Below are 20,190 nucleotides of genomic sequence, written 5' to 3' on the forward strand. Positions count from 1 at the left end.
GTGCGTCCTAGAGGCGGTAGAAGTCGGTGTAGTGGTTGGGCGAGAACCACACCACGCCGGTGCTGCGGTTGACCACGATCCGGTACGCGTCACGCGCGGCCCCACGCGCGCGGGAGTAGACGTCGTACTCATAGTAGGTGGCGCCGCTGGGCAGCTGGCCCTCGCGGTTGTAGAAGCGCCCGCCGGTGTAGTTGTAGCGGCCGTCCGGCCAGGAGTACCAGCCGCTGGAGGTGGGGTAGCCCTTGGAGGCCCAGGTCGAGCTGGCGGAGCGCGCGTCGGAGCACCGGGAGATGGTGCAGGAGTTGTAGACCGCGGCGCTGGCGGGGGTGACGCCGACCAGGGCGATGAGGGACAGGAAGGCGGTGAGGACGACGGTGAGCCTCACCGGCCAGGCGGGTCCGGAGCGTTGCGGGGTGTGCACGAAGCCTCCTCGTGGGGGTGCGACGGACACCGCAATGATCCCCATGAATCAGTGCGAATAATGACAAAGATCGCCAAAGGAATGATGAACACTCGGATTGGTTCAATCAACCGGGCCACAACTGGCCCATCTCATCAGACCGGATGCGCCATAGCGTGCTGGGCATGCAGAGTTCTCCGCGATCGAACACCGTCCTGACCTTGCTTCAGGAGCAGCACCCCACGGTCCCCGAGGGGGCCTGCGCGATGACCGCGCTGATCGAGTTGCCGCCAGGGGACCCGGGCACTCCGCCGCACCGCCACGCGGGCCCGGTCTTCGGCTACATGCTCGAAGGAGAAATGATCTTCGAGCTCGAGGGCGAGCCCGAGCGGGTCATCCGCGCGGGCGAGGCCTTCTGGGAGCCGGGCGGTGACCTCATCCACTACCAGGCGGCCAACAACCTCGGCGACGCGTGGAGCCGTTTCGTCGTCGTGATGCTGTGCGCGCCCGGCGAGCCGATGCTCACGCTGGTCGACGAGGAAGAGCTCGAACGCCGCCGCGACCGCCGCGCGCCCCGCGGCACCGCCGACGAGCGCCCCACGAGCGACGCGGCCCGCTGAGCGCGGGCGACGCGACCCGCTGACCGTCGGCGGCCCGCTGACCGCTCACGAGGGGGCGCTGGGGTGGCGCTCGCGCCAGATGAGGAAGACGACGCAGGACACCAGCGCCCACGCCCCCAGCACCAGGAACGGCGCCACGCTCTGGTGGCCGCGGAAGTAGACGGCGGTGTGCTGGGCGTTGACCGACGCCCCCGGCGGCAGCCAGCGGCCGATGGCGCCGAGCGGTGACGGCAGCAGCGGCCACGACACCGCCCCGCCGGAGGAGGGGTTGCCGAGCAGCACCATCAACCCCCAGGTGGGGAGCATCGCCCAGCGTCCCAGGAAGGTGCGGAACATGGTGAACACCATCCCCGTCGTGAACATGGTCAGCGCCAGGATCGACCACGACTCCAGGACCGGCAGCCGCAGCGCGCCCAGCAGCCAGTCCACGATCGCCACGATGGAGAACGCCCCGAGCACGGCGTACGCGGCGGTGAAGGCGATCCGCTCGCCCGCGCCGAGCCGGTCGGCATGGGCGCTGAGCTGGGCCGCCCCGGTGAAGCCGACGACCACGGCGGCGAGCGTGATGTAGAAGATCGCCAGGCCGCGCGGGTCCGCTCGCTGGAGCGGCTTGACGTCCCGCACCGTGAGCCGCACCCCGACCCGCTCGGCGACGTGTGGAGCCTGCTCGACGAGCAGCAGCGCCACCGACGCGCCGGAGGCGCTGGAGACGTTCATCTCGACGTCGGTCCCGCGCACGACGAAGATGGCGAAGGCCCGCTGCTCCTCGACGGCCCGCATGGCCTCGGCGTACGTCCGGTGGAAGAGCAGGACGAGCGAGGCGTCCAGGGACTTCTCCAGCCCCGTGACGAACGCCTTCCCACGTACGCTCTCGTAGCCGACGCCGACGACCGACACGGGCAGGTGGTGCGGGGTCGGGGAGGCCATGGCGTACGTGTACGACCCGGCGAACAGCCCCGCCCCCGCCGCGAGGATCAGCGCCAGGACGGACGCGGGAAAGTACGGCGATCGCCTGAAGGCCGCCCACCAGTCACCCATGCGCCCACGCTAGGCAGGCGTCCGCCGGTCGGGTCCGCTGACATTCCCGCCCTGACGGCACCCGAAGCCTTTCGTGACGGGCCCGTTCCCCGCGCCCGGCTGACCGGCCGTCGGGTGACGGGCCCGTTCCCCGCGCGGCTAACCGGCCGCCGTCGTGCGCAGCGCGCGGTAGAGCAGGCGGCTGTCGCCCAGGTGATGGCGCAGGAGCTTCTCCAGGCCGCCGATCGGGACCAGGTTCTGCGGCGCGCGCGGGTCCTTGTAGTCCACGCCGGCCAGCGGCGGCAGGGCGAGGGTGACCGCGTCGGCCAGCCGTACGACCTGGGCCGGGTCCAGATCGGCGCTGGCCTCGCAGCGCGCCACGCCCGCCCACGGGGCGGACGACTGGACGGGCAGCCGCACGTACCAGGCGTGCCGCCGCCAGCTCGTGCCCATCAGGAACACCGGCGTGCGCTGGCCGGCCGCGAGCGCGGCGACCACCGCGGACTGCGGCGACGGCAGGTAGGCGGTGTGGTGCGTCTTGATGTAGCCGATCGTGCGCGGCAGGTGCGTGCGCCCCCGCAGCGGCCCGTCCACCAGCAGCAGGTCGTCGCCGCGGTTGCGGTGCCGCACCGCCAGGTCCACCTCCAGCTGGGTGACCAGCCGCTGCAGCGCCAGGGACAGCTCCTCGAAGCTCGCGTCGGCGGCCTTGGTGGGCTGGTAGGTGGCGTGCGGGGTCTTGACCTCGGGCGTGTGCGGCGAGGCGGAGATCAGCGACCGGTTGACCTCGACCTCCGCCAGCTCGGCGCCATCCGGCCCGCAGCGGACGATCCCGGCCGCGTACGACGCCGCGATCCCCGGCACGGGCATGGGCGCGTCGGGGTCGTGGACCCACACGCGGGCGTCGATCCTGCGGACCCCGTCGGCCACCAGCAGCGTCGTGGGAGGGGAGGCGTCGGGCCCGGGGGTGACGGGCTTCCAGTCGGCGGCCGGCCGCTCGATGTCGATGACCAGCTCGGCGCTGGTGGCACCCATCTCGGAGAGGTTCTCGACGGCGAGGGCGGCGGCGTAGCCGGGGTCCCACGGGTCGACGGTGAATCCCGTCATGGAGCGATGGCCGCCTTCCGCACGTGGGAGCCCTTGGCGTCGCGCCTGACCTCGAAGCGCACCGGCACGCGATCGGCCAGCGCGGGCACGTGCGTGACGACGCCGATCAGGCGGTCCTGGCCGGCGGCGAGGCGTTCGAGGGTGGTGGCCACGGTGTCGAGCGTGGCCGGGTCGAGCGTGCCGAACCCCTCGTCCAGGAAGATCGAGTCGAGGCCCCGGGCGACCGCGCCGGACAGCGCCAGGGCCAGGGCGAGGGCGGCCTGGAAGGTCTCGCCGCCGGACAGGGTGCGGGCGCTGCGCCGCAGGCCGGCCTCGCCGTAGTCGATGACCTCGATGTCGCCGGTCTTGTCGCCGAGGGCCAGCTCGTACTGGCCGTCGGACAGCTCACGCAGCGTGTCGGAGGCCGAGGCGACCAGCACGGCCAGGGCCTCGGCGCACAGCCAGCGCTCGAACGCGTTGGCCCGCAGCCGCAGGGCGAGCTCGTGGGCGACCTTGGCCTCGTGCTCCTTCTGGGAGACCTGGAGCTCGAGGTCGGCGGCACGCTTGCGCTCCTCCTTGAGGCGTTCGAGGGCGCTGTCGGCGCGGGCGACGGCCCCGGCGACGGCGGCCCCGAGCTGGTCGGGCGAGGCGTCACGCTGGGCGACGACGCCGTGCTGGGCCAGCCGCTCCGTCAGCCGGCGGCGGTCGGCGGCGAGCCGGGCGCCGGCCTGGGCGAGCTGCTCCTCGCGCTCGGCCTGCTCGGCGCGGGCGGCCTGCGCGGCGCGGTCCCGCCAGCCGAGCAGCCCGGTCCACGCCTGGTGCAGGTCGCGCCGGTCGACCAGCGGCGGCGGGTCCTCCTGCGGGCCGGAGACCAGGAGCCGGTCGCGGGCGGCCTCCAGCTCCCGCCAGGCGGTCTCGGTCTGCCGCTCGGTCCGCTCCGCGCCGGCCCGCGCCTCGTCCAGCTTCGCGCGGGCGGCGCGCAGTGCCCCGCGTGCCTGGGTGGCCAGCTCGTCGGCCTTGGCGATCGCGGCCAGCCGGCCTTCGAGTTCGGCCCGGTCGCCCGGGGCGGGCAGCGCGGCCAGCTCGGACTCCATCCGGGTGGCCTGCGCGGCGAGCATCGACGCCGAGGTCTCGGCGCGGGCATGGGCGGCCCTGGCGCGCTCGGCCCGTTCGCGGGCGCCCGCGAGGACGCGGTCGGCGGTGCGGATGTCGGCGGGCGGCTCGTGCCGGGGCAGCTCGGCGACCGGGTGCCGGCAGACCGGGCACGGCTCGCCCACGGCCAGCCGGGGGGCCAGGTGGGCGGCCGCGTGGGCGTCGCGCAGCCGTTCGCGCTGGGTCTCGGCGGCGGCCAGCGCCTGCTCGGCCCCCTCCCGCGCGCCGGCCAGGCCCTCCAGGGACTGCGCCGCCGTCGTGGCCTCGGCGCGGGCGCGGGCGGCGTCGGCGGTCAGCCGCTCGCGGGCGTCGAGCGCGGCCAGCGCCGCCCGCGGCGCGCCCCGGTCGCCCAGGGCGGCCAGCGCCTCGTACGCCTCGTGGTCGTCGGCCTCCAGGGTGGCCACCTCGGCGGTCAGCGCCTCGACCGACTCGGCGGCGGCGCGGCGGGCCGAGGCCAGCGTGGGCACGGCGGCGGGCATGCGCAGCGCCGACAGCAGCGAGCGGCGTTCGGCCATGGCGGTCAGCTCCTGCTCTGCTCGGCGGATGTCGCCCTCGCGGGCCCGCAGCAGGTCCAGGTCGGCGCCGATGGTCTCGGCCAGCTGCCGCAGCGCCTCCAGCCGCTCCGCCAGCTCCCGCTCGGCCTCCGCGGTCGCGCCGGACAGCTTGGCGAGCTGGTCGCGGGCGAAGGAGGCGGCCTGCTTGGCGGCCTCCTCCTCGCGGGCGGCGCTCTGCCTGATCCGCTCGTAGACGTCGGCGTCGAGCAGCTGCACCAGCAGGTCCTGCCGCTCGCGCGGCGCCGCGTGCAGGAACTCCGCGAAGCGGCCCTGCGGCAGCACCACGCACTGGGTGAAGAACCGGTACTCCAGCCCGGTCACCCGCTGCGCCTCCGGGGTGACGTTCTCGCCCTCGGCGAGCGGCTTGACCACCGCGTCGAACGCCTGCGCGAGCGGCGCGGCCGGGTCGAGCTCGTCGAGCCTGGCCTCCTTGGTGCGCACCGCGCCCTTGGCGTCGCGCACCATCGACCGGGCCACGCCGTAGCGGCGCCCGTTGCTGTCGAACACCATCGCCACCTTGCCGGCCGCGACGGACGGGGCCAGGGCGTGGGCGATGGAGTTTTCCCTGCCCCAGCGCGGCACGGTGCCGTACAGGGCGAAGCAGATCGCGTCGATGATCGTGCTCTTGCCGGCGCCGGTCGGGCCCACGAGCGCGAAGTATTCGGTGTCGGAGAAGTCGACGGCCACCGGCTCGCGGAAGCTGCCGAAGTGGTCCAGGTGCAGCAGCAGAGGGCGCATCAGCCGGTCACCTCGTCGTAGAGCCGGTCGAACAGCGCGGCCACCTGCTCGTCGTGGCGGCCGGTGGCGGTCAGGTATTCGCGGAACAGCTCGCGCGGGCTGTGCTCGGCCGAGCCGGCCCTGCGGGTGGCGGGCACCGGCCTGAACCGCTCGTCCAGGACCACGTCCACGGCGCCGTTGAGCAGGCCGCGCACGTCGTCGGCGAGGCCGACCCGGGGTTTCTCCTCCACGATCACCTTGAGCCAGTCGTCGCCCGGCTCGATGGCCTCCAGCTGCTCCAGCGTGCCGCGTACGGTGCGCAGCCGCCGCGCGGAGGTGAACGCCAGCTCCCGCACCACGGCGGGCCTGCCCGGCGCGACCTCGACCAGCAGCGCGCCCGGGGTGTTGCCCTCCTCGCCGAAGTCGACGGCCAGCGGCGAGCCGCTGTACCAGATCGGGCACGGGCCGAGGATCTGCTGGCGGCGGTGCAGGTGGCCGAGGGCGGCGTACTGGGTGGTGGCGGGGAACGCGGTCGGCTCGAAGTAGTAGGAGAAGATCGACTGCGCCTCCCGCTCGCCGCCGCCGAACGCCCCGCCGGGCAGGGTGCCGTGGGTGGTGACCAGGTTGACGGTGTCGGCGTGGAAGCCGGCGGTGAGCGCGCCGACCAGCTCGCCGATGCGGGCGGCGTAGTCGCGGTTGTGGTCGGCGGCGGTGCCGGTGAGGACCTCGCCGGCGCGTACGACGTAGCGGTGCGACAGGAACGGCAGCACCGCCAGCCGCACCGGCTCGCCCGAGCGCGCGGTGAAGGCGAGCGTGCCGCCCGCGTCCGGGCGCCGGAACGAGCCGATGACGTGCAGCCCCAGCTTGCCCAGCACCGGCCGGTAGACCTCCAGCAGCTGCGGGTTGTCGTGGTTGCCGGCCAGCACCACCACGTCCCTGCCGTCGCCGCGCAGCGCCATGAGCGCGTTGAGCACCAGCGACTGCGCCTCGGGCGTGGGCGCCGAGGTGTCGAACAGGTCGCCGGCCACGATCACGGCGTCCACGTCGTGGGTGCGGGCGGCGGCGACCAGCTCGCGCAGCACGTCACGGTGCTCGTCGAAGCGGGGACGGCCCTTGAGCACCTTGCCCACGTGCCAGTCCGCGGTGTGCAGGATCTTCACGAAACCACCTGTGGTCAGAAGGGCGGGATGTCGTCTTCGACGCCGGGCAGGCCCTGGAACGGATCGGCGGACACCTTCGCCGGCTCGGTCGCGGCCTCGGCCGGGCGGGTCGCCCAGGCCGGGAACGGGAAGGCGACGGCCAGCGGGACCGGGATCTCCGGCTGGGCCACGAACATGGTGCCGGGTTTGGCGATCGTGGCGCGCTCCCGGACGGCCGGGGGCAGCCAGCCGTACTCGGAGCGGGCGGCCTCGGCCGGGTCGAGGCGGCCGGCGACGCGTACGGCGCTGTTGGAGACGATGCGCCGCTCCACCTCCGAGGCGGTCTGCTGGGCGCCGATGAGGATGACGCCCAGCGAGCGGCCCCGCTCGGCCACGTCGAGCAGGATCTCCTTGATCGGGGAGTCGCCCTCGCGCGGGGCGTACTTGTTGAGCTCGTCCAGCACCACGAACAGCAGCGGCCGGGCCGTGCCCGAGGACTCCTTGCGGTGGAACTCGCCGCGCAGCACCACGCCCACCACGAACCGCTGCGCCCGCTCCGGCAGGTTGTGCAGGTCGACGATCGACACCTGCGCGTCGGAGGTGCGGACCGAGTGGTTGCGGTAGAACGGCAGGTCGCCCCGGACGATCGGGGACAGCGGGCGCACGGCGCTGCGCAGCCGGCGCAGGAACGCGTTGACGGTGCCGAGCGGCGTCGCCGCGCCGGTCCACTCGCCGCGCGTGCCCTCGTCCTGGAGCTCGTCGGACAGCAGCTCGACGAGGTCGGAGAACGTACGGCAGGACGTGCCCCGCACCATGATCGCGCCGCCGTCGCCCACCGGCTCGGCCCACGACTTCAGCCGCGCGGCGACCTGGCCGACCAGCAGCGAGTAGCCGGCCCGCTCGTCGTCGGCGTCGGCGAACACGAAGCGCAGCAGCTCCTCCTGGCAGAACTCGACCAGCGTCCAGTAGAAGGAGCTGACCCCCTGGGTGCGCGCGGCGACGTGCGGCACGCCGTTGGGGTCGTTGGGCCGGGGCGGCGCGAAGACGTGGACGCTGCCGAACGCCTTGGCGGGCAGCCCCAGCCGCGCGTAGACGCCTCTGGCGCGCTCGTCGAGCCGCACGTTGCCGTGGTCGAGGAAGAGCAGGTCCTCGCCCTTGACGGAGAAGATCAGCGCCTTGGTGTTGGCCGCCTCGCCCGCCAGCACGCCCGAGTTGAAGATCGAGTAGAGCAGGAAGGTCGCGAAGGAGGTCTTGGTGGCCACGCCGGAGACGCCGGAGATCGACACGTGGGCGCCGCGGGTGCCGTCGAGGAAGTCGAAGTTGACGTACAGCGGCTGGCCGTCGCGGCCCATGCCCAGGGGGATGCGGCGGTCCATCACGTCGAAGTAGAGGGCCTGGTCGCGGTCGCCGGCGCCGGCCAGGAAGACCTTGGAGCCGGGCAGCGGCGGCACGAACACCTCCGGCTCGACCCTCGTCACCCGCACCTCCGCCACCTCGACCACGGCGGCCGGCAGCGCGCCGTCGGCGATCAGGAAGACGTCGGAGTCGTACGCCGCGCCCTCGTGCCTGGCCTCCACGGTCGTCACCACGCCCGCCACGAGCACGGTGCCGTGGCCGGGCACCTCGCGCCTGGTCACCACCACGTCGTCGAGCTGGAGCACCTTGCCCGGCTCCAGGCCGACCCAGAACGACAGCGGCGAGGCCGCCTGGGTGCCGAGCACCCGGCCGACGGCCTCACCGGCCGTGGGAGCCGCCTCGGTCACCTCATGGTTTACCGCCCCGTTGACCGTCACTCATCCCTCCGCCCCCACGAAACGCCCTTCTAAGGGAGCGTAGTGGGCCTGAGGTGTGCCTCCCGCGCATTTCGCGCCAGGCGAGCGGCCTTATTGGGAGCCGCCGGCCCCCGAGTCGATCGCCATGGCCGCCGCCTGCGCCAGCGCCGCGTGGACCTGGGCCTCGGTCACGATCTGCCGGTGGATCCGCTCGGCGTTGCCGATGTCCAAGGGGCTGCTCACCGCCGTGGCGCGCACCTCCTGCGCGGCGCCGAGCAGCCGCGCGGCGGCGTCGGCGTGCTCGCGATAACGCTCGAACTCACTCACAGTGACGTTTCCTTCGCGTAGGGGGACAGCCCCAAGCCTACAAGCCGGGTCGCGGAATCACATGGTTGACACTTCCCCGGTGAGGTGGAAAAGATACGGTCGTCCGTACAACTAAGGCGGAGACGTCATGACCGACTGGGAACGCAGGCTGGCGCTCGACCCGTCAGCCGCGGTGCCGCTCTACTACCAGCTGCGCGAGCGACTGCGGGCGGTGATCCGCGACTGCGAGCCCGACACGATGATCCCCGCCGAGAAGGACCTGATGGTCTACGCGGGCGTGAGCAGGGCGACGGCCCGCCGGGCGATCGGCGACCTGGTCCAGGAAGGGCTGCTGGTGGCCAGGCAGGGGAGCGGCACCTACACCGCCCCGCAGGCCGTGGCCCCCGAGCTGGGCTCGCGGCCGGCCGGGTTCACCGAGACCATGGCACGGCTGGGCCGCAGGCCCACGACGCAGCTGCTCAGGGCCCACCTCCAGCAGGCCGGGCCGGACGTCGCCACCGCGCTCGGCGTGCGGGCGGACCAGGAGATCGTCTTCGTCGAGCGGCTGCGCCTGCTCGACGGCGTGCCCTGCATGCTGGAGAGCGCCCACCTGCCCGTCGAGCTGGTCCCCGGCATTCTGGACGAGGACCTCACCGGTTCCCTCTACGACCTGCTGCGCACCAAGTACGGCCTCAGCCCCGCCAGCGGCCGGGAGACGATCGGCGCGGTCAACGCCGACTACCGGCTCGCCGAGCTGCTGCGCGTGCCCATGGCCGCGGCCCTGCTGGCCACCGCCCGCAGCACGTGCACCGAGAGCGGGATCGCCCTCGAATACACCATCCGCCATGCCCGCGGCGATCTCACCGTGTTCTCCGTGGAGCTCAACGACCCCAAAAACGCTCTCATGGGCCAGTAATCCCCCATACCGGCCCCATACCGGGAGGTCGAGCATGACCAGGTTGACCCGCCGTGCCCTGCTCAGAACCGCTACTCTCGCGACGGCGTCCGGCCTGCTCGCCGCCTGCGGCTCGGAACCCGCCGCCACGGTCCCCGCCGACGGGGTGCCGCGCGGGAAGCTCAACGTCTGGCTGCACCAGACCAAGGCGTACGACAAGGTCTTCAACCCGCTGCTGCACAGCTACGTGCAGGAGTTCGGCGGCGTCGACGTCACCCCCCTGTACGTGCCGGTCGACAAGCTCGACGCCAAGCTCCTGACCGCGTTCGCCGGCGACGTCCCGCCCGACCTGTTCAAGATCGGCGGCTGGACGATCCCGGGCCACGCGCGCAAGGGCCGGCTGGCCCCGATCATCCCCAAGGCCATGGGCGTGGCCGACGAGAAGGCGCTGGTCCAGGCGTACGACGAGCACGCGATCGGCTCGCTGTCGTACGAGGGCAAGCTGTACGGCGTCCCCATCGACTACACGATCTGCTACCTCTACTACCGTAAGGACAGGTTCGCCGAAGCCGGGCTCGACCCGGACAAGCCGCCCACCACCTGGGAGGAGGTCGCCGAGTACAGCAAGCGGCTGACCTCGGCCGACGGCAAGAAGGTGGGCCTGCAGTGGATCCTGGGCAGCCCGCAGTGGACGCTGATGCAGCTGCTCGCCCTGGTCAAGGGCAAGGGCGGCACCATACTCAGCCCCGACGCCACCAAGGCCACGCTCGCCTCGGACGCCGGGGTCGAGGCCCTGCGTTACTACGGCGGCCTGGGCAACCCCAAGCTGTCGAACCCGCTGTCCGGCTTCGGGCTGTTCGCCACCGGTGAGGCGGCCATGCTGGTGTCCGGGCTGTTCGCGATGGACCTGTTCCCGACGCTGAACCCCAAGCTGACCTTCGGCGACGTCTTCGACATCGCGCCCATGCCCCGCTGGGAGTCGGGTCAGCCGGTCGCGCCCGCGTACACCTGGGGCTGGGCGGTCGCCCAGAAGTCCAAGCTCCAGTACACCGCCTGGCACTTCATCGACTACCTCCAGCGCGAGGACGTCGCCGCCAGGCAGCTCAAGGACGCCAGCCTGCTCACCCCGGTCAAGGGCTGGGAGAAGCTGCCCGGAGCCGACCAGAAGGCCATCGACATCATGGCCGCCTCCGCCCCGCACGCCGACTTCGGCCCGCAGACGCCCGTCTGGAACGAGATGGCCAAGGCGCTGACCGACGCCGGCGACGCGGTGGCGTTCGGCAAGAAGACGCCCGAGCAGGCCGCGGCCGACTTCGACCAGGCGATGCGGATCGCCCTATGACGCTGTCGCTGGGGATCGCGCCGCGCGTCGAGCGGGTGTCGGGCAAGGGGCAGCGGTGGGCGGAGGCGCGCACCGGCGCCCTGCTGTCCCTGCCCGCGGCCCTGTACTTCCTGGTCTTCTGGGTCACGCCGTTCGTGTCGGCGGTCTACCTCAGCTTCACCAGCTACGATCTGGCCGGTGCCCCCGAGTGGACCGGCCTGGACAACTACCGCAGGATGCTGGCCGACCCCGGCTTCTGGAACTCGGCCAGGGTCACCGCCGTCTACACCGTCGCCTCCGTGGTCCCGTCGATCGTGCTCGCCCTGGCGATCGCCGTGCCGCTGAGCAAGCCGGGCCGCTACAACGCCTTCCTGCGCGGGCTGATCATGATCCCGGCTGCGATGCCGCTGGTGGCCACCTCGCTGACCTGGTCGGTGATCTTCGCCGAGGACGGCCTGGCGAACGCGCTGATCGGGCTGGCCGGCGCGGAGCCCAAGCCGTGGCTGACCGACGAGGGCCTCGCGCTCTGGGCCCTGGTGATCATGACGACGTGGAAGCACCTCGGCCTGTTCGTGATCATCCTGACCGCGGGCCTGCAGGGGCTGCCGCTGAGCGTCTTCGAGGCCGCCGGGCTCGACGGCGCGGGGCCGGTGCGGATCTTCTTCCGCATCACGCTGCCGCTGCTGCGCCGCACCCTGCTGTTCGTGCTGGTCATCGCGGTGGTCGGGGCGATGCAGTCGTTCGTGCCGGCCTTCCTGCTGACCAAGGGCGGCCCGGCGGGCGCGACCGAGGTGCTGCCGCTCTACATGTGGGCGACCGGCTTCACGTTCGAGCGCATGGGGTACGCGTCGTCGATCGCGATGGTGCTGCTCGTGGCCATGCTGGCGCTGTCGATCGCGCAGTTCCGCGTGCTGCGGGGAGGCGATGACGGGTGAAGCTCTTACGCGGGACCGTCCTGACGCTGGTCGTGGCCGTCATGCTGCTGCCGGTGTACGCGATGTTCGCCGTCTCCTCGGCCTCGGACGCGGGCGACCTGGGCGGGCTGTCGTTCGACGCCTCCCAGCTGGGCGCGCACGTGGCGCAGCTGTTCGGCCAGGGCGGCTTCCCGCTCTACCTGCGCAACAGCCTGATCCTCTCGCTCGGCATCGCGGTGCTCGAGGTGATCCTCTCCGCCGCCGCCGGCTACGCGCTCGCGCAGCTCCGCTTCCCCGGCAGCCGCGCGCTGTTCGCGGTGATCGTGGGGACGCTGTCGCTGTCGCCGATCGTGGTGCTCGTCCCGATGTACCTCATCGTCAAGGCGCTGGGCTGGATCGACACCTTCCAGGGCATGATCGTGCCGTTCATGATGAGCGCCTTCGGGGTGTTCCTGGTGCGCCAGTTCGCCCTGGCGTTGCCGCGCGAGCTGCTGCTGTCCGCGCGGGTGGACGGGGCGAGCGAGCTGCGCATCTTCGCCCGCATCGGCGTGCCCCTGCTGCGGCCCGCGCTGCTGACGCTCTTCCTGCTGCAGTTCCTCGCGCAGTGGGACAACCTGCTCTGGCCGCTCATCGTGGCCAACAACCCGGGGCTGTGGCCGCTGCCCGTGGGGCTCTCGCAGCTCCAGACCGAGTACGACTTCAGCATCGGCCTGGTGAGCACCGCGGCGCTGATCACGGCGCTGCCGCCGCTGGCGCTGATGTTCCTGCTGCAGCGCTACTACGTCGCGGGGCTGACCCTGGGAGGGGTGCGCAAATGAGCTCGTACGGGGAGTGGACGACGGCCTACGGGCTGCCCGCGTTCGCGTACACGCTGGACCAGGAGCGGGACCCGCGCGCCGAGTGGGACCCCGTGCTGGACCCGCCCACGCGGCGGCACTTCGCGCACGTGGGCAACCGGCGGATCACGCTGGTGTCGGACAACTACGGGCTGAGCGACCTGTTCGACGAGCACACGGGCCTGCTGTGGCTCACGCGGGGGACCGGCGTGGCCCGCGTCGGCAACCTTTCCACCGATATTTCGGGATCTGAGCGGATCTTCGGGCCCACCTTCGCCACCGTCCGGGTGGCCGACGAGCGGGTGGCGCTGGAGCGCACGGTGCTCTGCCCGGAGGGCGAGCAGCCGTGGGTGCTGATCCGGCTGCGGGTGCGCAACCTGCTCGACGTGCCGGCACGGCTGGAGCTGACCGAGGAGTGGGCGGCCAGGGCGGCCCGGGTCGAGCTCATCGCCGGCCCGGTCGAGCGTCCCGCCGACGCGGACGATCCCGGGCTGGAGCTGGAGCTGATCGGCGGGGCCAGGACGCGGTCCGGCCGGCTCGCGCTCCCGCTGGAGCTGGCGGCGGGCGAGGAGCGGGTGCTGGACCTCCGCTACGGCCTGCTCGACGGCTCATCCCGGAGCGCGACGTCCGACGGCTCATCGCAGAGCGCGATGTTCGACGGCTCGTCCGGAACCGCGACGTTCGAGGGCAGCCTGGAGGCCCTGCGCGCCCGGCTGCCGCGCGCGTCCGCCGCGCCGGCGCCCGAGGCCGAGCGGGAGATCCCCTGGCACGCCGCCCTGCTCACCGGCGCGGCCTGCGCCGACGGCGTGCTCGGCGGCCACACCCTCGACCAGGGATCCTGCTACTCCTTCCGGCACGGCTTCAACGGCGCCGCCCGCGACCCGCTCCAGCACGCGCTCCCGCTCGTCTACATCGAGCCCGACCTGGCGCTGTCCGTGCTGCGCAACACGTGCGCATGGGGCGGACCCGACGGCGACCTGCCCTACGCGCTCGGACCGGACAAGCAGCCCTGGACCGACCTGTTCCGCCCGTCGGACCAGAACCTGTGGGCCCTGTGGCTGGCCGCCGAGTACCTGAGCGCGACCGGCGACGAGGCGGCCTTCCACGCGGACGTGCCCTACCACCCGGCCCACGACGCCCCCGAGGTGCCGCTGCGGGAGCACCTGCGCAGGCAGTTCAGGTTCTTCGCCGACGTGGTCGGGCGGGGCGAGCACGGGCACGTGCGCATCCTCAACGCCGACTGGAACGACATGGCCATCACCGAGAGCGGCGTGGCCCGCGACGTGATGATCGCCCAGGGCGAGTCCGTCCTGAACTCCGCCATGGCCGCCTGGGTCCTGCCGCGCTACGCGACGCTGGCCGAGCGCCTGGGCGACGACGCCACCGCGGCCGAGGCCGGCAAGCTGGGTGAGGAGCTGCGCGACCTGGTCGTGGGGGAGTGGAACGGGCGCTGGTACCGCCGCGCCTACGGGCCGGGCGCGGTCGTCGGTGACGACGATCTGTGGCTGGAGGTGCAGCCCTGGGCCATTCTGTGCGGCGCCGCCCCGCCTGAGCGGGCCGTGGAGCTGTTGCGCACGATCGAGCGGACTTCCGGCGCCGATTCCCCTTTGGGCGCCCGGCTGCGCTGGCCCGCCCGCGACGCGTACGGGCCCGGCGGGGTCGGCACGATCTGGTACGCGATCAACATGACGCTCGTCTGGGCCGCCGCCGAACACCTCCCCGAACTGGCCTGGGACTGGTGGCGGCGGATGACCCTGACCGCGCACACGGCCGCCTACCCGGACGTCTGGGAGGGCACGCTGTCGGGCCCCGACGCCTACCTGGCCCCCGAGACCGCCCGCCCCGGGCGCACCTGGGACCTGGCCGGCGTGGGCGTCGCCATGCAGGCGTACCCGGTCGCGAACCTGCACAGCCACTCCCAGCCGCTGCTGGCCTACCTGCGCCTGCTCGGCGTCGAGCCGTTCCGGCGGCCACGCGGCGGGGCCCGCTTCGCCTCCCGGGCGCTGGAGGTGGGGCCGTGACCGCGCTCGGGATCGACGTCGGCGGCACGAACACCAAATGGGTGACGCTGGACGGGGACACGGTCTCCGGCTCGGGCACTGTCCCCACGCCGCCCGGCCCCGAGGAGACCGTGCGGCTCGTGGCCTCGCTGGTTCCGCACGCCGAGTCCATCGGGATCGGGCTCCCCGGCCACGTGGACCGCGACACCGGGACCGCCCTGTTCGTCCCGAATCCGCCGGGAGACTGGGACGGCTACCCGGTCGGCGCGCGGCTGCGCGCGCTGACCGGGGCGCCCGTCGCCGTCGTCAACGACGCCCGCGCGTTCGCGCTCGCCGAGCTGGAGCTGGGCGCCGCCCGCGGGCTGTCCGACGTGCTGTTCGCCGTGCTCGGCACCGGCGTGGGCGGGGCCGTGGCGCTGCGCGGAGCCGTCCTGGTCGGGCCGCGCGACAACCTCGGCGAGATCGGCCACGTCACGGTCTCCCCCTGGGGGCCGGCCTGCTGCTGCGGCAACCGGGGCTGCGCGGAGACGTTCGCCGCCGGGCCGGCCATCGTGCGGGCCTTCGGCTCGGGCGCGACGAAGGTCACCGGGCCGGCGTTCACCGCGGCGGGGATCATCGGGGCGGCCGGCGGGGCGGCGGCCATCGCGGCGCGGGTCACCGCGGCGGAGGTCGCCGACGCCGCCAGAGCCGGGGACGATCGGGCGGCCCAGGCGTTCGAGCAGGCCGGCTGGGCGCTCGGCGTGGCGCTGGGCGACGCGGCCGCGTTCTTCGGCGCCCCCACGGCGGTCGTCGGCGGCGGCATCGCCGGCGCGCTCGACCTCATGCGACCCACCCTGCACACCGAACTCGCGCGCAGACGACCGCTGATCGGAGAGATCACGGTGCTGCCCGCCGTACTCGGCCCGATGGCGGGGGCCATCGGCGCCGCACTCTACGGGAGGAGATCTGGATGAAGTGGATAAGCCGCGCCATGGAGCTGCTCGGCGAGATCGAACGGACACAGGAGGACGCCCTTGCCGAAGCCGCTCGCATCGCCTCTGAGGCGATCCTCGGCGGAGGAGTGGTGCACACGTTCGGAACCGGACATTCGCGGATGGGCGTGGAGGAGATGTTCCCCCGCTACGGCTCCTACCCCGGCTTCCACCCCATCGTCGACCTGTCCACGACCTTCTACACGCAGGTGGCCGGCTCGAACGGGATGCGGCAGGCCATGTTCATCGAACGCGTCGAGGGACTGGCCGACGCCATCCTGGCCAACTTCGAGCTGCGGCCGAGCGACGCGGCCATCGTCTTCAGCGTCAGCGGGCTGAACGCCGTGCCCATCGAGATGGCGATGGGCCTGCGCAAGGCGGGCCTGCGCGTCGTGGCCGTGACCTCGATGAACGAGACCATGGCCGTCGATCCTGGACACCCCAGCGGCACCCGGCTGGCCGACCACGCCGACGTGGTGGTCGACCTGCGCACCCCCGTCGGCGACGCGCTCTGCCAGGTCGACGGGCTGGCCGAGCCGGTCGGCCCCGGCAGCACGCTGGCGGCCGTCTCCGTGGTCAACGAGATCAAGGTCCGCACGGCCGAGCTGCTCGTGGCGGGCGGCTGGACGCCGCCGGTCATCTCCAGCGCCAAGCTCGTCGGCAGGTCCCGCTCCGACGAGCTGTTCGAGGCCGCCTACCTCGAACACGCCCGCCGCGCCGCCGCCGTGCTCCGGAAGCCATGAGCGCCGTCCTGGTGGCGGGCTCGGACGGCGGCATCGGCCGCGCCTGCGTGGAGGCGGTCGAGGCGTCCGGCACGAGCGCGTACGGCGTGGACCTCGCCGACGGCATCGACATCACCGAGCCCGGCGGGGTCGAGAAGGCCCTAGCGCAGGCCACGGCCCGGCACGGGCGGGTGGCCGGCGTCGTGCACGCGGTCGGCATGTCCGGCCGCAGGCTCGGCGACGGCGGCGTGGCCGAGTGCACCGACGAGGCCTGGCACGAGGTGCACCGGGTCAACCACGAGTCGGTGTTCCGGCTGCTGCGCGCGGCGATCCCCGCGATGCCCGAGGGCGGGTCGATCGTGGTGATCGGCTCGGCGCTCGGCACGTCGATCGACGACGACTTCCGCACCGTGGCCTACGCCTCGGCCAAGGGCGCGCTGATCCCGCTGATCAGGACCGCCGCCCGCGAGGCCGCGCCGCGCGGGGTGCGGGTCAACCTGGTCTCGGCCGGCCTCGTGGCCACGCCGATGAGCGTCCGCGCGCGAACGTCCGCCGCCGTCCAGGCCAGGATGCCCGCGCTGATGCCCCTCGGTTCGAGCCCCTGCCGGCCGGAGGAGGTCGCGCAGGCCGTGCTGTGGCTGCTCTCGCCCTCGTCGGGGCGGACCACGGGCGCGGTCATTCCCGTCGACGGAGGGTGGCATCTGCGGTGAACGTCCTGTGGGAAGGCGACGTGGTCGTCGCCGGTGGCGGCAGCGCCGGGTGCGCGGCGGCCGTGGCGGCGGTCCGCGCCGGCGCGTCGTGCCTGCTGGTGGAGCCGGCGGGCTTCCTCGGCGGCACCGGCGTCGCCGTGCTCGACACGTTCTACGGCTTCTACGCCCCCGGCCCGGTCTCGCGGCGCGTGGTCGGCGGGGTCGGCTGGGAGGTGTGCGAACGGCTCTTCTCCGCCGGAGCCGCCTTCGAGCGGCCCAACACGTACGGGGCCGGCACCGGCGTCACGTACGAGCCGGAGGAGCTCAAGCTCGTCTGGGACGAGCTCACCGCGGACGCCGGGGTGCTGCTGCACGCGAGGGTGTGCGCGTACGTGCCCGGGGTCGGGGTCGAGGTGGAGACCGTGGCCGGCCGGTTCCTGGTCAAGGCCCGGGTGGTCGTGGACGCGACCGGCGACGGCGAGGTGGCCTGGCGGGCCGGGGCTGCGCTGGAGCGGCCGAGCCTGCGGTCGCAGCCGATGACGGCCACGTTCCGGCTGGGCGGGGTGGACCTGTCCGCCACCGGCACGGCCGAGCTGCACGCGCTGATGGCCGACGCCGACCTGCCCAGGCGCGAGGGCTCCGTGCACAGGACCGTCAACGACGGGATCGCGCACACCAACCTGACCAGGGTGACCGGGCTCGACCCGACCGACCCGTTCGAGCTGTCGCGCGCCGAACGCGAGGGACGTGCGCAGGTGCGGGAGTACGTCCGCTTCCTGCGGGCCAAGGTGCCCGGGTACGAGTCGGCGGTGCTGCTGAGCACGTCGGTGCGGATCGGGGTGCGGGAGTCGCGGCGGCTGGTCGGGCGATATGTCCTGACTTCTGATGATGTGTTGGCCGGGAGGGATTTTCCCGACACGATCGCCCGGTGCGGCGCCCCCATCGAGGACCACGCCGCCGGGTCGGCCACCCGCTGGGAGTACGTGCACGACTACGGGACCTACGGGATCCCGTACCGGTGCCTGCTGCCGGTCGAGGTCGACGGGCTGATCGTGGCCGGGCGGTGCCTGTCGGCCACGCACGACGCGCACGCCTCGGCCCGGTCGATGGGGCAGTGCATGGCGATGGGGCAGGCGGCCGGGACGGCGGCGGCGCTGGCCGTACAGGCCGGGGTGGAGCCCGCGGCGGTGGACGTGGACCTGCTGCGCGCCCGGCTACGCGAGGAAGGAGCGCTCCTGTGACGGTTCGCACGGTGCTGGGGGACGTCGAGGAGATCGGCGTCACCTATGCGCATGAGCACTTTTTCATGACCGGTGACTGGCCCGTCCGCAACGAGCCCGACTACCGGCTGGACTCCCTGGACGCGGCCGTCGCCGAGGTGACGGCCGCTCAGCGGCTCGGGCTGTCGGCGGTGGTCGAGATGACGCCGCTCGGGTTCGGCCGCAGCCCGGCGCTGATGAAGGCGCTGGCCGAGCGGACCGGGCTGCACGTGATCGCGGTGACCGGCTTCCACAAGAGCACCTACTACAGCGACGCCCACTGGCTGCACCACTACTCGCCCGACGAGATCGCCGAGCTGCTGGTGGCCGAGATCGAGCTGGGCATGGACGAGTACGGGCTGGTCGGGCCGCTGGTGCGGCGCTCGCCCGCGCGGGCGGGAGCCATCAAGATCGCGACCGCTTACCACGCGTTCGGGCGCGGGGTGGAGCGGCTGGTCGGCGCGGTGGCCGCGGCCGCGCTCCGCACCGGCGTGCCGGTCGTCACCCACTGCGACAAGGGCACGATGGGGCACGAGCTGCTGGACGCGCTGTCCTCTCACGGCGTGGCGGCCGACCGGGTGGTGCTCGGGCACATCGACCACAATCCCGACGCCGGATATCTCACCTCATTGGCGGAGAGGGGGGCCTACCTGGCCTTCGACCGGCCCGGGCGGATCAAGTACGGGCCCGACAGCGACATCGTCGCGCTCGTCGCCGAGCTGGCCGGGCGCGGGCTGGGGGATCGGGTGCTGTTCGGCATGGACCTGGCGCGGCGGTCGTACTGGCCGGGGCTGGGCGGGGGGCCGGGGCTGACGTACCTGCTGAAGCGGTTCGTGCCGCGGCTGGAGGCGGAGGGGCTCGGCGAGGCGGCCAAGGCCGCGCTGATCGCCAACCCGCGCGCCGCCTTCGCCCTGCGGCCGGGCCGTTAGGCGGCTCGCGCGGGCGACATCGGGGCGCGGGAGGCGTCGCCCCGATGTCAGGGCAGGTTCTTCTCCACCTGGCTCTGCCAGTTGGCGTTGGTGTTGATCTCGGGTGAGGTGCCCGCGAAGGCGCCGCGCGCGTACGTGTCGCCCTGGAGCTGGTACATCAGCCACGCCGTCACGTATCCGAGGAAGCCGCCGCCCGTGCCCTGGATCGTGTTGTGCCCGGCGCCCTTGAGCAGCGCCTTGGCCGCCGCGCCCGGGACCTGGCCGTAGTACGTCTGCAGCGCCGAGTCGGGGGAGATGAGCGTGTCGCTGGACCCGCTGACGAACAGCACGGGGCAGGTGAGCTGGTCCACGTGGAACGCGTCGCCCGCGCTCACCCAGATCGGGGCGGGCAGCGCGATGGGGACGACGGTGTCGATGATGCCGCCCGACTTGGTGGCGGTGTTCACCGAGCCGCCCGCGCCCTGGGAGTGGCCGACCGCGCCGACCTTGGTCACGTCGAGCTTGCCGTAGAAGACGCTGGAGCTGTCGGTGTTCCGGTCGATCAGGTACTGGGCCGCGGCGATCATCTCGGACCCGGTGCCCGTCGTGGTGTCGGTGGAGGCGACCACGGCGAAGCCCCAGGACGCCAGCTGGTTGAGCAGCCCCGGATACTGCGTGGGCACCGCGTTGGTCCCGTTGCCCCAGGTGATGATCGGGTGCTTGAAGCCGCCCGCCCCGAGGCCGGCCGGGTAGTAGAGCTTGTATCCGGTCACGTCGGCGGTCGCGACCGTCCACGGGCCCGCGACCTTGTAGTGCGCCTCGATGGTGTCCGCGGCCTGGGCGGGCCTGGCCAGGACCCCGAGCATGAGCACGACGGCGGCCACGACGAACTTCATACAGCCTCCACAAGTTGTA

The 20,190-nt window shown here is 73.1% G+C and carries 19 protein-coding genes; 11 read left to right on the forward strand and 8 right to left on the reverse strand.

Going from position 1 to position 20,190, the window contains the following annotated elements; genetic code table 11:
* Positions 1 to 7: 7 nt before the first annotated feature.
* Positions 8 to 421, reverse strand: coding sequence for a ribonuclease domain-containing protein (locus ABZS69_RS51260; RefSeq protein ID WP_355387563.1), 414 nt, complete (start codon positions 419 to 421; stop codon positions 8 to 10).
* 164 nt (positions 422 to 585) lie between these two features.
* On the opposite strand from ABZS69_RS51260, the gene ABZS69_RS51265 reads away from it, so the two are divergent.
* Complete coding sequence (locus tag ABZS69_RS51265) at positions 586 to 1,020, forward strand: cupin domain-containing protein (protein WP_355387566.1); 435 nt, start codon at positions 586 to 588, stop codon at positions 1,018 to 1,020.
* 45 nt (positions 1,021 to 1,065) lie between these two features.
* On the opposite strand, the gene ABZS69_RS51270 is transcribed toward ABZS69_RS51265, so the two are convergent.
* From ABZS69_RS51270 to ABZS69_RS51295, 6 genes are all read right to left on the reverse strand, one after another.
* Complete coding sequence (locus ABZS69_RS51270; RefSeq protein WP_355387569.1) at positions 1,066 to 2,058, reverse strand: ABC transporter permease; 993 nt, start codon at positions 2,056 to 2,058, stop codon at positions 1,066 to 1,068.
* A 138-nt stretch (positions 2,059 to 2,196) separates the two neighbouring features.
* Complete coding sequence (locus ABZS69_RS51275; RefSeq protein ID WP_355387572.1) at positions 2,197 to 3,141, reverse strand: hypothetical protein; 945 nt, start codon at positions 3,139 to 3,141, stop codon at positions 2,197 to 2,199.
* Entirely contained in the window at positions 3,138 to 5,564 is a 2,427-nt protein-coding gene (locus ABZS69_RS51280) for an SMC family ATPase (RefSeq protein ID WP_355387575.1), read from the reverse strand. The genes ABZS69_RS51275 and ABZS69_RS51280 overlap by 4 nt, the downstream gene beginning before the upstream one ends.
* Complete coding sequence (locus ABZS69_RS51285; protein WP_355387578.1) at positions 5,564 to 6,703, reverse strand: exonuclease SbcCD subunit D; 1,140 nt, start codon at positions 6,701 to 6,703, stop codon at positions 5,564 to 5,566. The genes ABZS69_RS51280 and ABZS69_RS51285 overlap by 1 nt, the downstream gene beginning before the upstream one ends.
* 14 nt (positions 6,704 to 6,717) lie before the next feature.
* Entirely contained in the window at positions 6,718 to 8,445 is a 1,728-nt protein-coding gene (locus ABZS69_RS51290; protein ID WP_355387581.1) for an ATP-binding protein, read from the reverse strand.
* 120 nt (positions 8,446 to 8,565) lie between these two features.
* Positions 8,566 to 8,781, reverse strand: a complete 216-nt coding sequence (locus tag ABZS69_RS51295; RefSeq protein ID WP_355387584.1) for a hypothetical protein — start codon at positions 8,779 to 8,781, stop codon at positions 8,566 to 8,568.
* A 127-nt stretch (positions 8,782 to 8,908) separates the two neighbouring features.
* Between ABZS69_RS51295 and ABZS69_RS51300 the strand changes: the two genes are divergently transcribed.
* From ABZS69_RS51300 to ABZS69_RS51345, 10 genes are read left to right on the forward strand one after another with little or no spacing between them, the layout of a single operon-like run.
* Positions 8,909 to 9,676 (forward strand): GntR family transcriptional regulator, encoded by a 768-nt coding sequence (locus ABZS69_RS51300; RefSeq protein ID WP_355387586.1) that lies wholly within the window; start codon positions 8,909 to 8,911, stop codon positions 9,674 to 9,676.
* Positions 9,677 to 9,710: 34 nt separating this feature from the next.
* A complete protein-coding gene (locus ABZS69_RS51305) occupies positions 9,711 to 10,997 on the forward strand; it encodes an ABC transporter substrate-binding protein (RefSeq protein WP_355387589.1) in 1,287 nt (428 codons plus the stop codon).
* Complete coding sequence (locus ABZS69_RS51310) at positions 10,994 to 11,911, forward strand: sugar ABC transporter permease (RefSeq protein WP_355387592.1); 918 nt, start codon at positions 10,994 to 10,996, stop codon at positions 11,909 to 11,911. Before ABZS69_RS51305 ends, ABZS69_RS51310 begins: the two co-directional genes overlap by 4 nt.
* Positions 11,908 to 12,708, forward strand: a complete 801-nt coding sequence (locus ABZS69_RS51315; protein ID WP_355387596.1) for a carbohydrate ABC transporter permease — start codon at positions 11,908 to 11,910, stop codon at positions 12,706 to 12,708. Before ABZS69_RS51310 ends, ABZS69_RS51315 begins: the two co-directional genes overlap by 4 nt.
* A complete protein-coding gene (locus ABZS69_RS51320) occupies positions 12,705 to 14,747 on the forward strand; it encodes a hypothetical protein (protein WP_355387599.1) in 2,043 nt (680 codons plus the stop codon). The genes ABZS69_RS51315 and ABZS69_RS51320 overlap by 4 nt, the downstream gene beginning before the upstream one ends.
* Entirely contained in the window at positions 14,744 to 15,679 is a 936-nt protein-coding gene (locus tag ABZS69_RS51325; protein WP_355387601.1) for an ROK family protein, read from the forward strand. The genes ABZS69_RS51320 and ABZS69_RS51325 overlap by 4 nt, the downstream gene beginning before the upstream one ends.
* Positions 15,676 to 16,440: an SIS domain-containing protein gene (locus ABZS69_RS51330; protein WP_355387604.1), complete on the forward strand. Its 765-nt coding sequence runs from the start codon at positions 15,676 to 15,678 to the stop codon at positions 16,438 to 16,440. Before ABZS69_RS51325 ends, ABZS69_RS51330 begins: the two co-directional genes overlap by 4 nt.
* Positions 16,437 to 17,129, forward strand: a complete 693-nt coding sequence (locus ABZS69_RS51335; RefSeq protein ID WP_355387607.1) for an SDR family oxidoreductase — start codon at positions 16,437 to 16,439, stop codon at positions 17,127 to 17,129. The genes ABZS69_RS51330 and ABZS69_RS51335 overlap by 4 nt, the downstream gene beginning before the upstream one ends.
* On the forward strand, positions 17,126 to 18,349 hold the full coding sequence (locus ABZS69_RS51340) for an FAD-dependent oxidoreductase (protein ID WP_355387610.1): 1,224 nt from the start codon (positions 17,126 to 17,128) through the stop codon (positions 18,347 to 18,349). Before ABZS69_RS51335 ends, ABZS69_RS51340 begins: the two co-directional genes overlap by 4 nt.
* Complete coding sequence (locus tag ABZS69_RS51345) at positions 18,346 to 19,296, forward strand: hypothetical protein (protein ID WP_355387612.1); 951 nt, start codon at positions 18,346 to 18,348, stop codon at positions 19,294 to 19,296. The genes ABZS69_RS51340 and ABZS69_RS51345 overlap by 4 nt, the downstream gene beginning before the upstream one ends.
* A gap of 47 nt (positions 19,297 to 19,343) precedes the next feature.
* Here the strand turns inward: ABZS69_RS51345 and ABZS69_RS51350 are convergent, their stop codons facing one another.
* On the reverse strand, positions 19,344 to 20,171 hold the full coding sequence (locus ABZS69_RS51350; RefSeq protein ID WP_355387615.1) for an alpha/beta hydrolase: 828 nt from the start codon (positions 20,169 to 20,171) through the stop codon (positions 19,344 to 19,346).
* Positions 20,172 to 20,190: the final 19 nt, after the last annotated feature.

Source organism: Nonomuraea sp. NPDC005650 (genome assembly GCF_040605375.1).
Classification (GTDB): Bacteria; Actinomycetota; Actinomycetes; order Streptosporangiales; family Streptosporangiaceae; genus Nonomuraea.

Excerpts from the sequence above, each read along its gene's own strand:
- ABZS69_RS51320 (WP_355387599.1), top strand. The coding sequence starts at position 12,705 with ATGAGCTCGTACGGGGAGTGGACGACGGCCTACGGGCTGCCCGCGTTC.
- ABZS69_RS51265 (WP_355387566.1), top strand. The coding sequence starts at position 586 with ATGCAGAGTTCTCCGCGATCGAACACCGTCCTGACCTTGCTTCAGGAG.
- ABZS69_RS51305 (WP_355387589.1), top strand. The coding sequence starts at position 9,711 with ATGACCAGGTTGACCCGCCGTGCCCTGCTCAGAACCGCTACTCTCGCG.
- ABZS69_RS51335 (WP_355387607.1), top strand. The coding sequence starts at position 16,437 with ATGAGCGCCGTCCTGGTGGCGGGCTCGGACGGCGGCATCGGCCGCGCC.
- ABZS69_RS51330 (WP_355387604.1), top strand. The coding sequence starts at position 15,676 with ATGAAGTGGATAAGCCGCGCCATGGAGCTGCTCGGCGAGATCGAACGG.
- ABZS69_RS51350 (WP_355387615.1), bottom strand. The coding sequence starts at position 20,171 with ATGAAGTTCGTCGTGGCCGCCGTCGTGCTCATGCTCGGGGTCCTGGCC.
- ABZS69_RS51310 (WP_355387592.1), top strand. The coding sequence starts at position 10,994 with ATGACGCTGTCGCTGGGGATCGCGCCGCGCGTCGAGCGGGTGTCGGGC.
- ABZS69_RS51270 (WP_355387569.1), bottom strand. The coding sequence starts at position 2,058 with ATGGGTGACTGGTGGGCGGCCTTCAGGCGATCGCCGTACTTTCCCGCG.
- ABZS69_RS51300 (WP_355387586.1), top strand. The coding sequence starts at position 8,909 with ATGACCGACTGGGAACGCAGGCTGGCGCTCGACCCGTCAGCCGCGGTG.
- ABZS69_RS51280 (WP_355387575.1), bottom strand. The coding sequence starts at position 5,564 with ATGCGCCCTCTGCTGCTGCACCTGGACCACTTCGGCAGCTTCCGCGAG.
- ABZS69_RS51275 (WP_355387572.1), bottom strand. The coding sequence starts at position 3,141 with ATGACGGGATTCACCGTCGACCCGTGGGACCCCGGCTACGCCGCCGCC.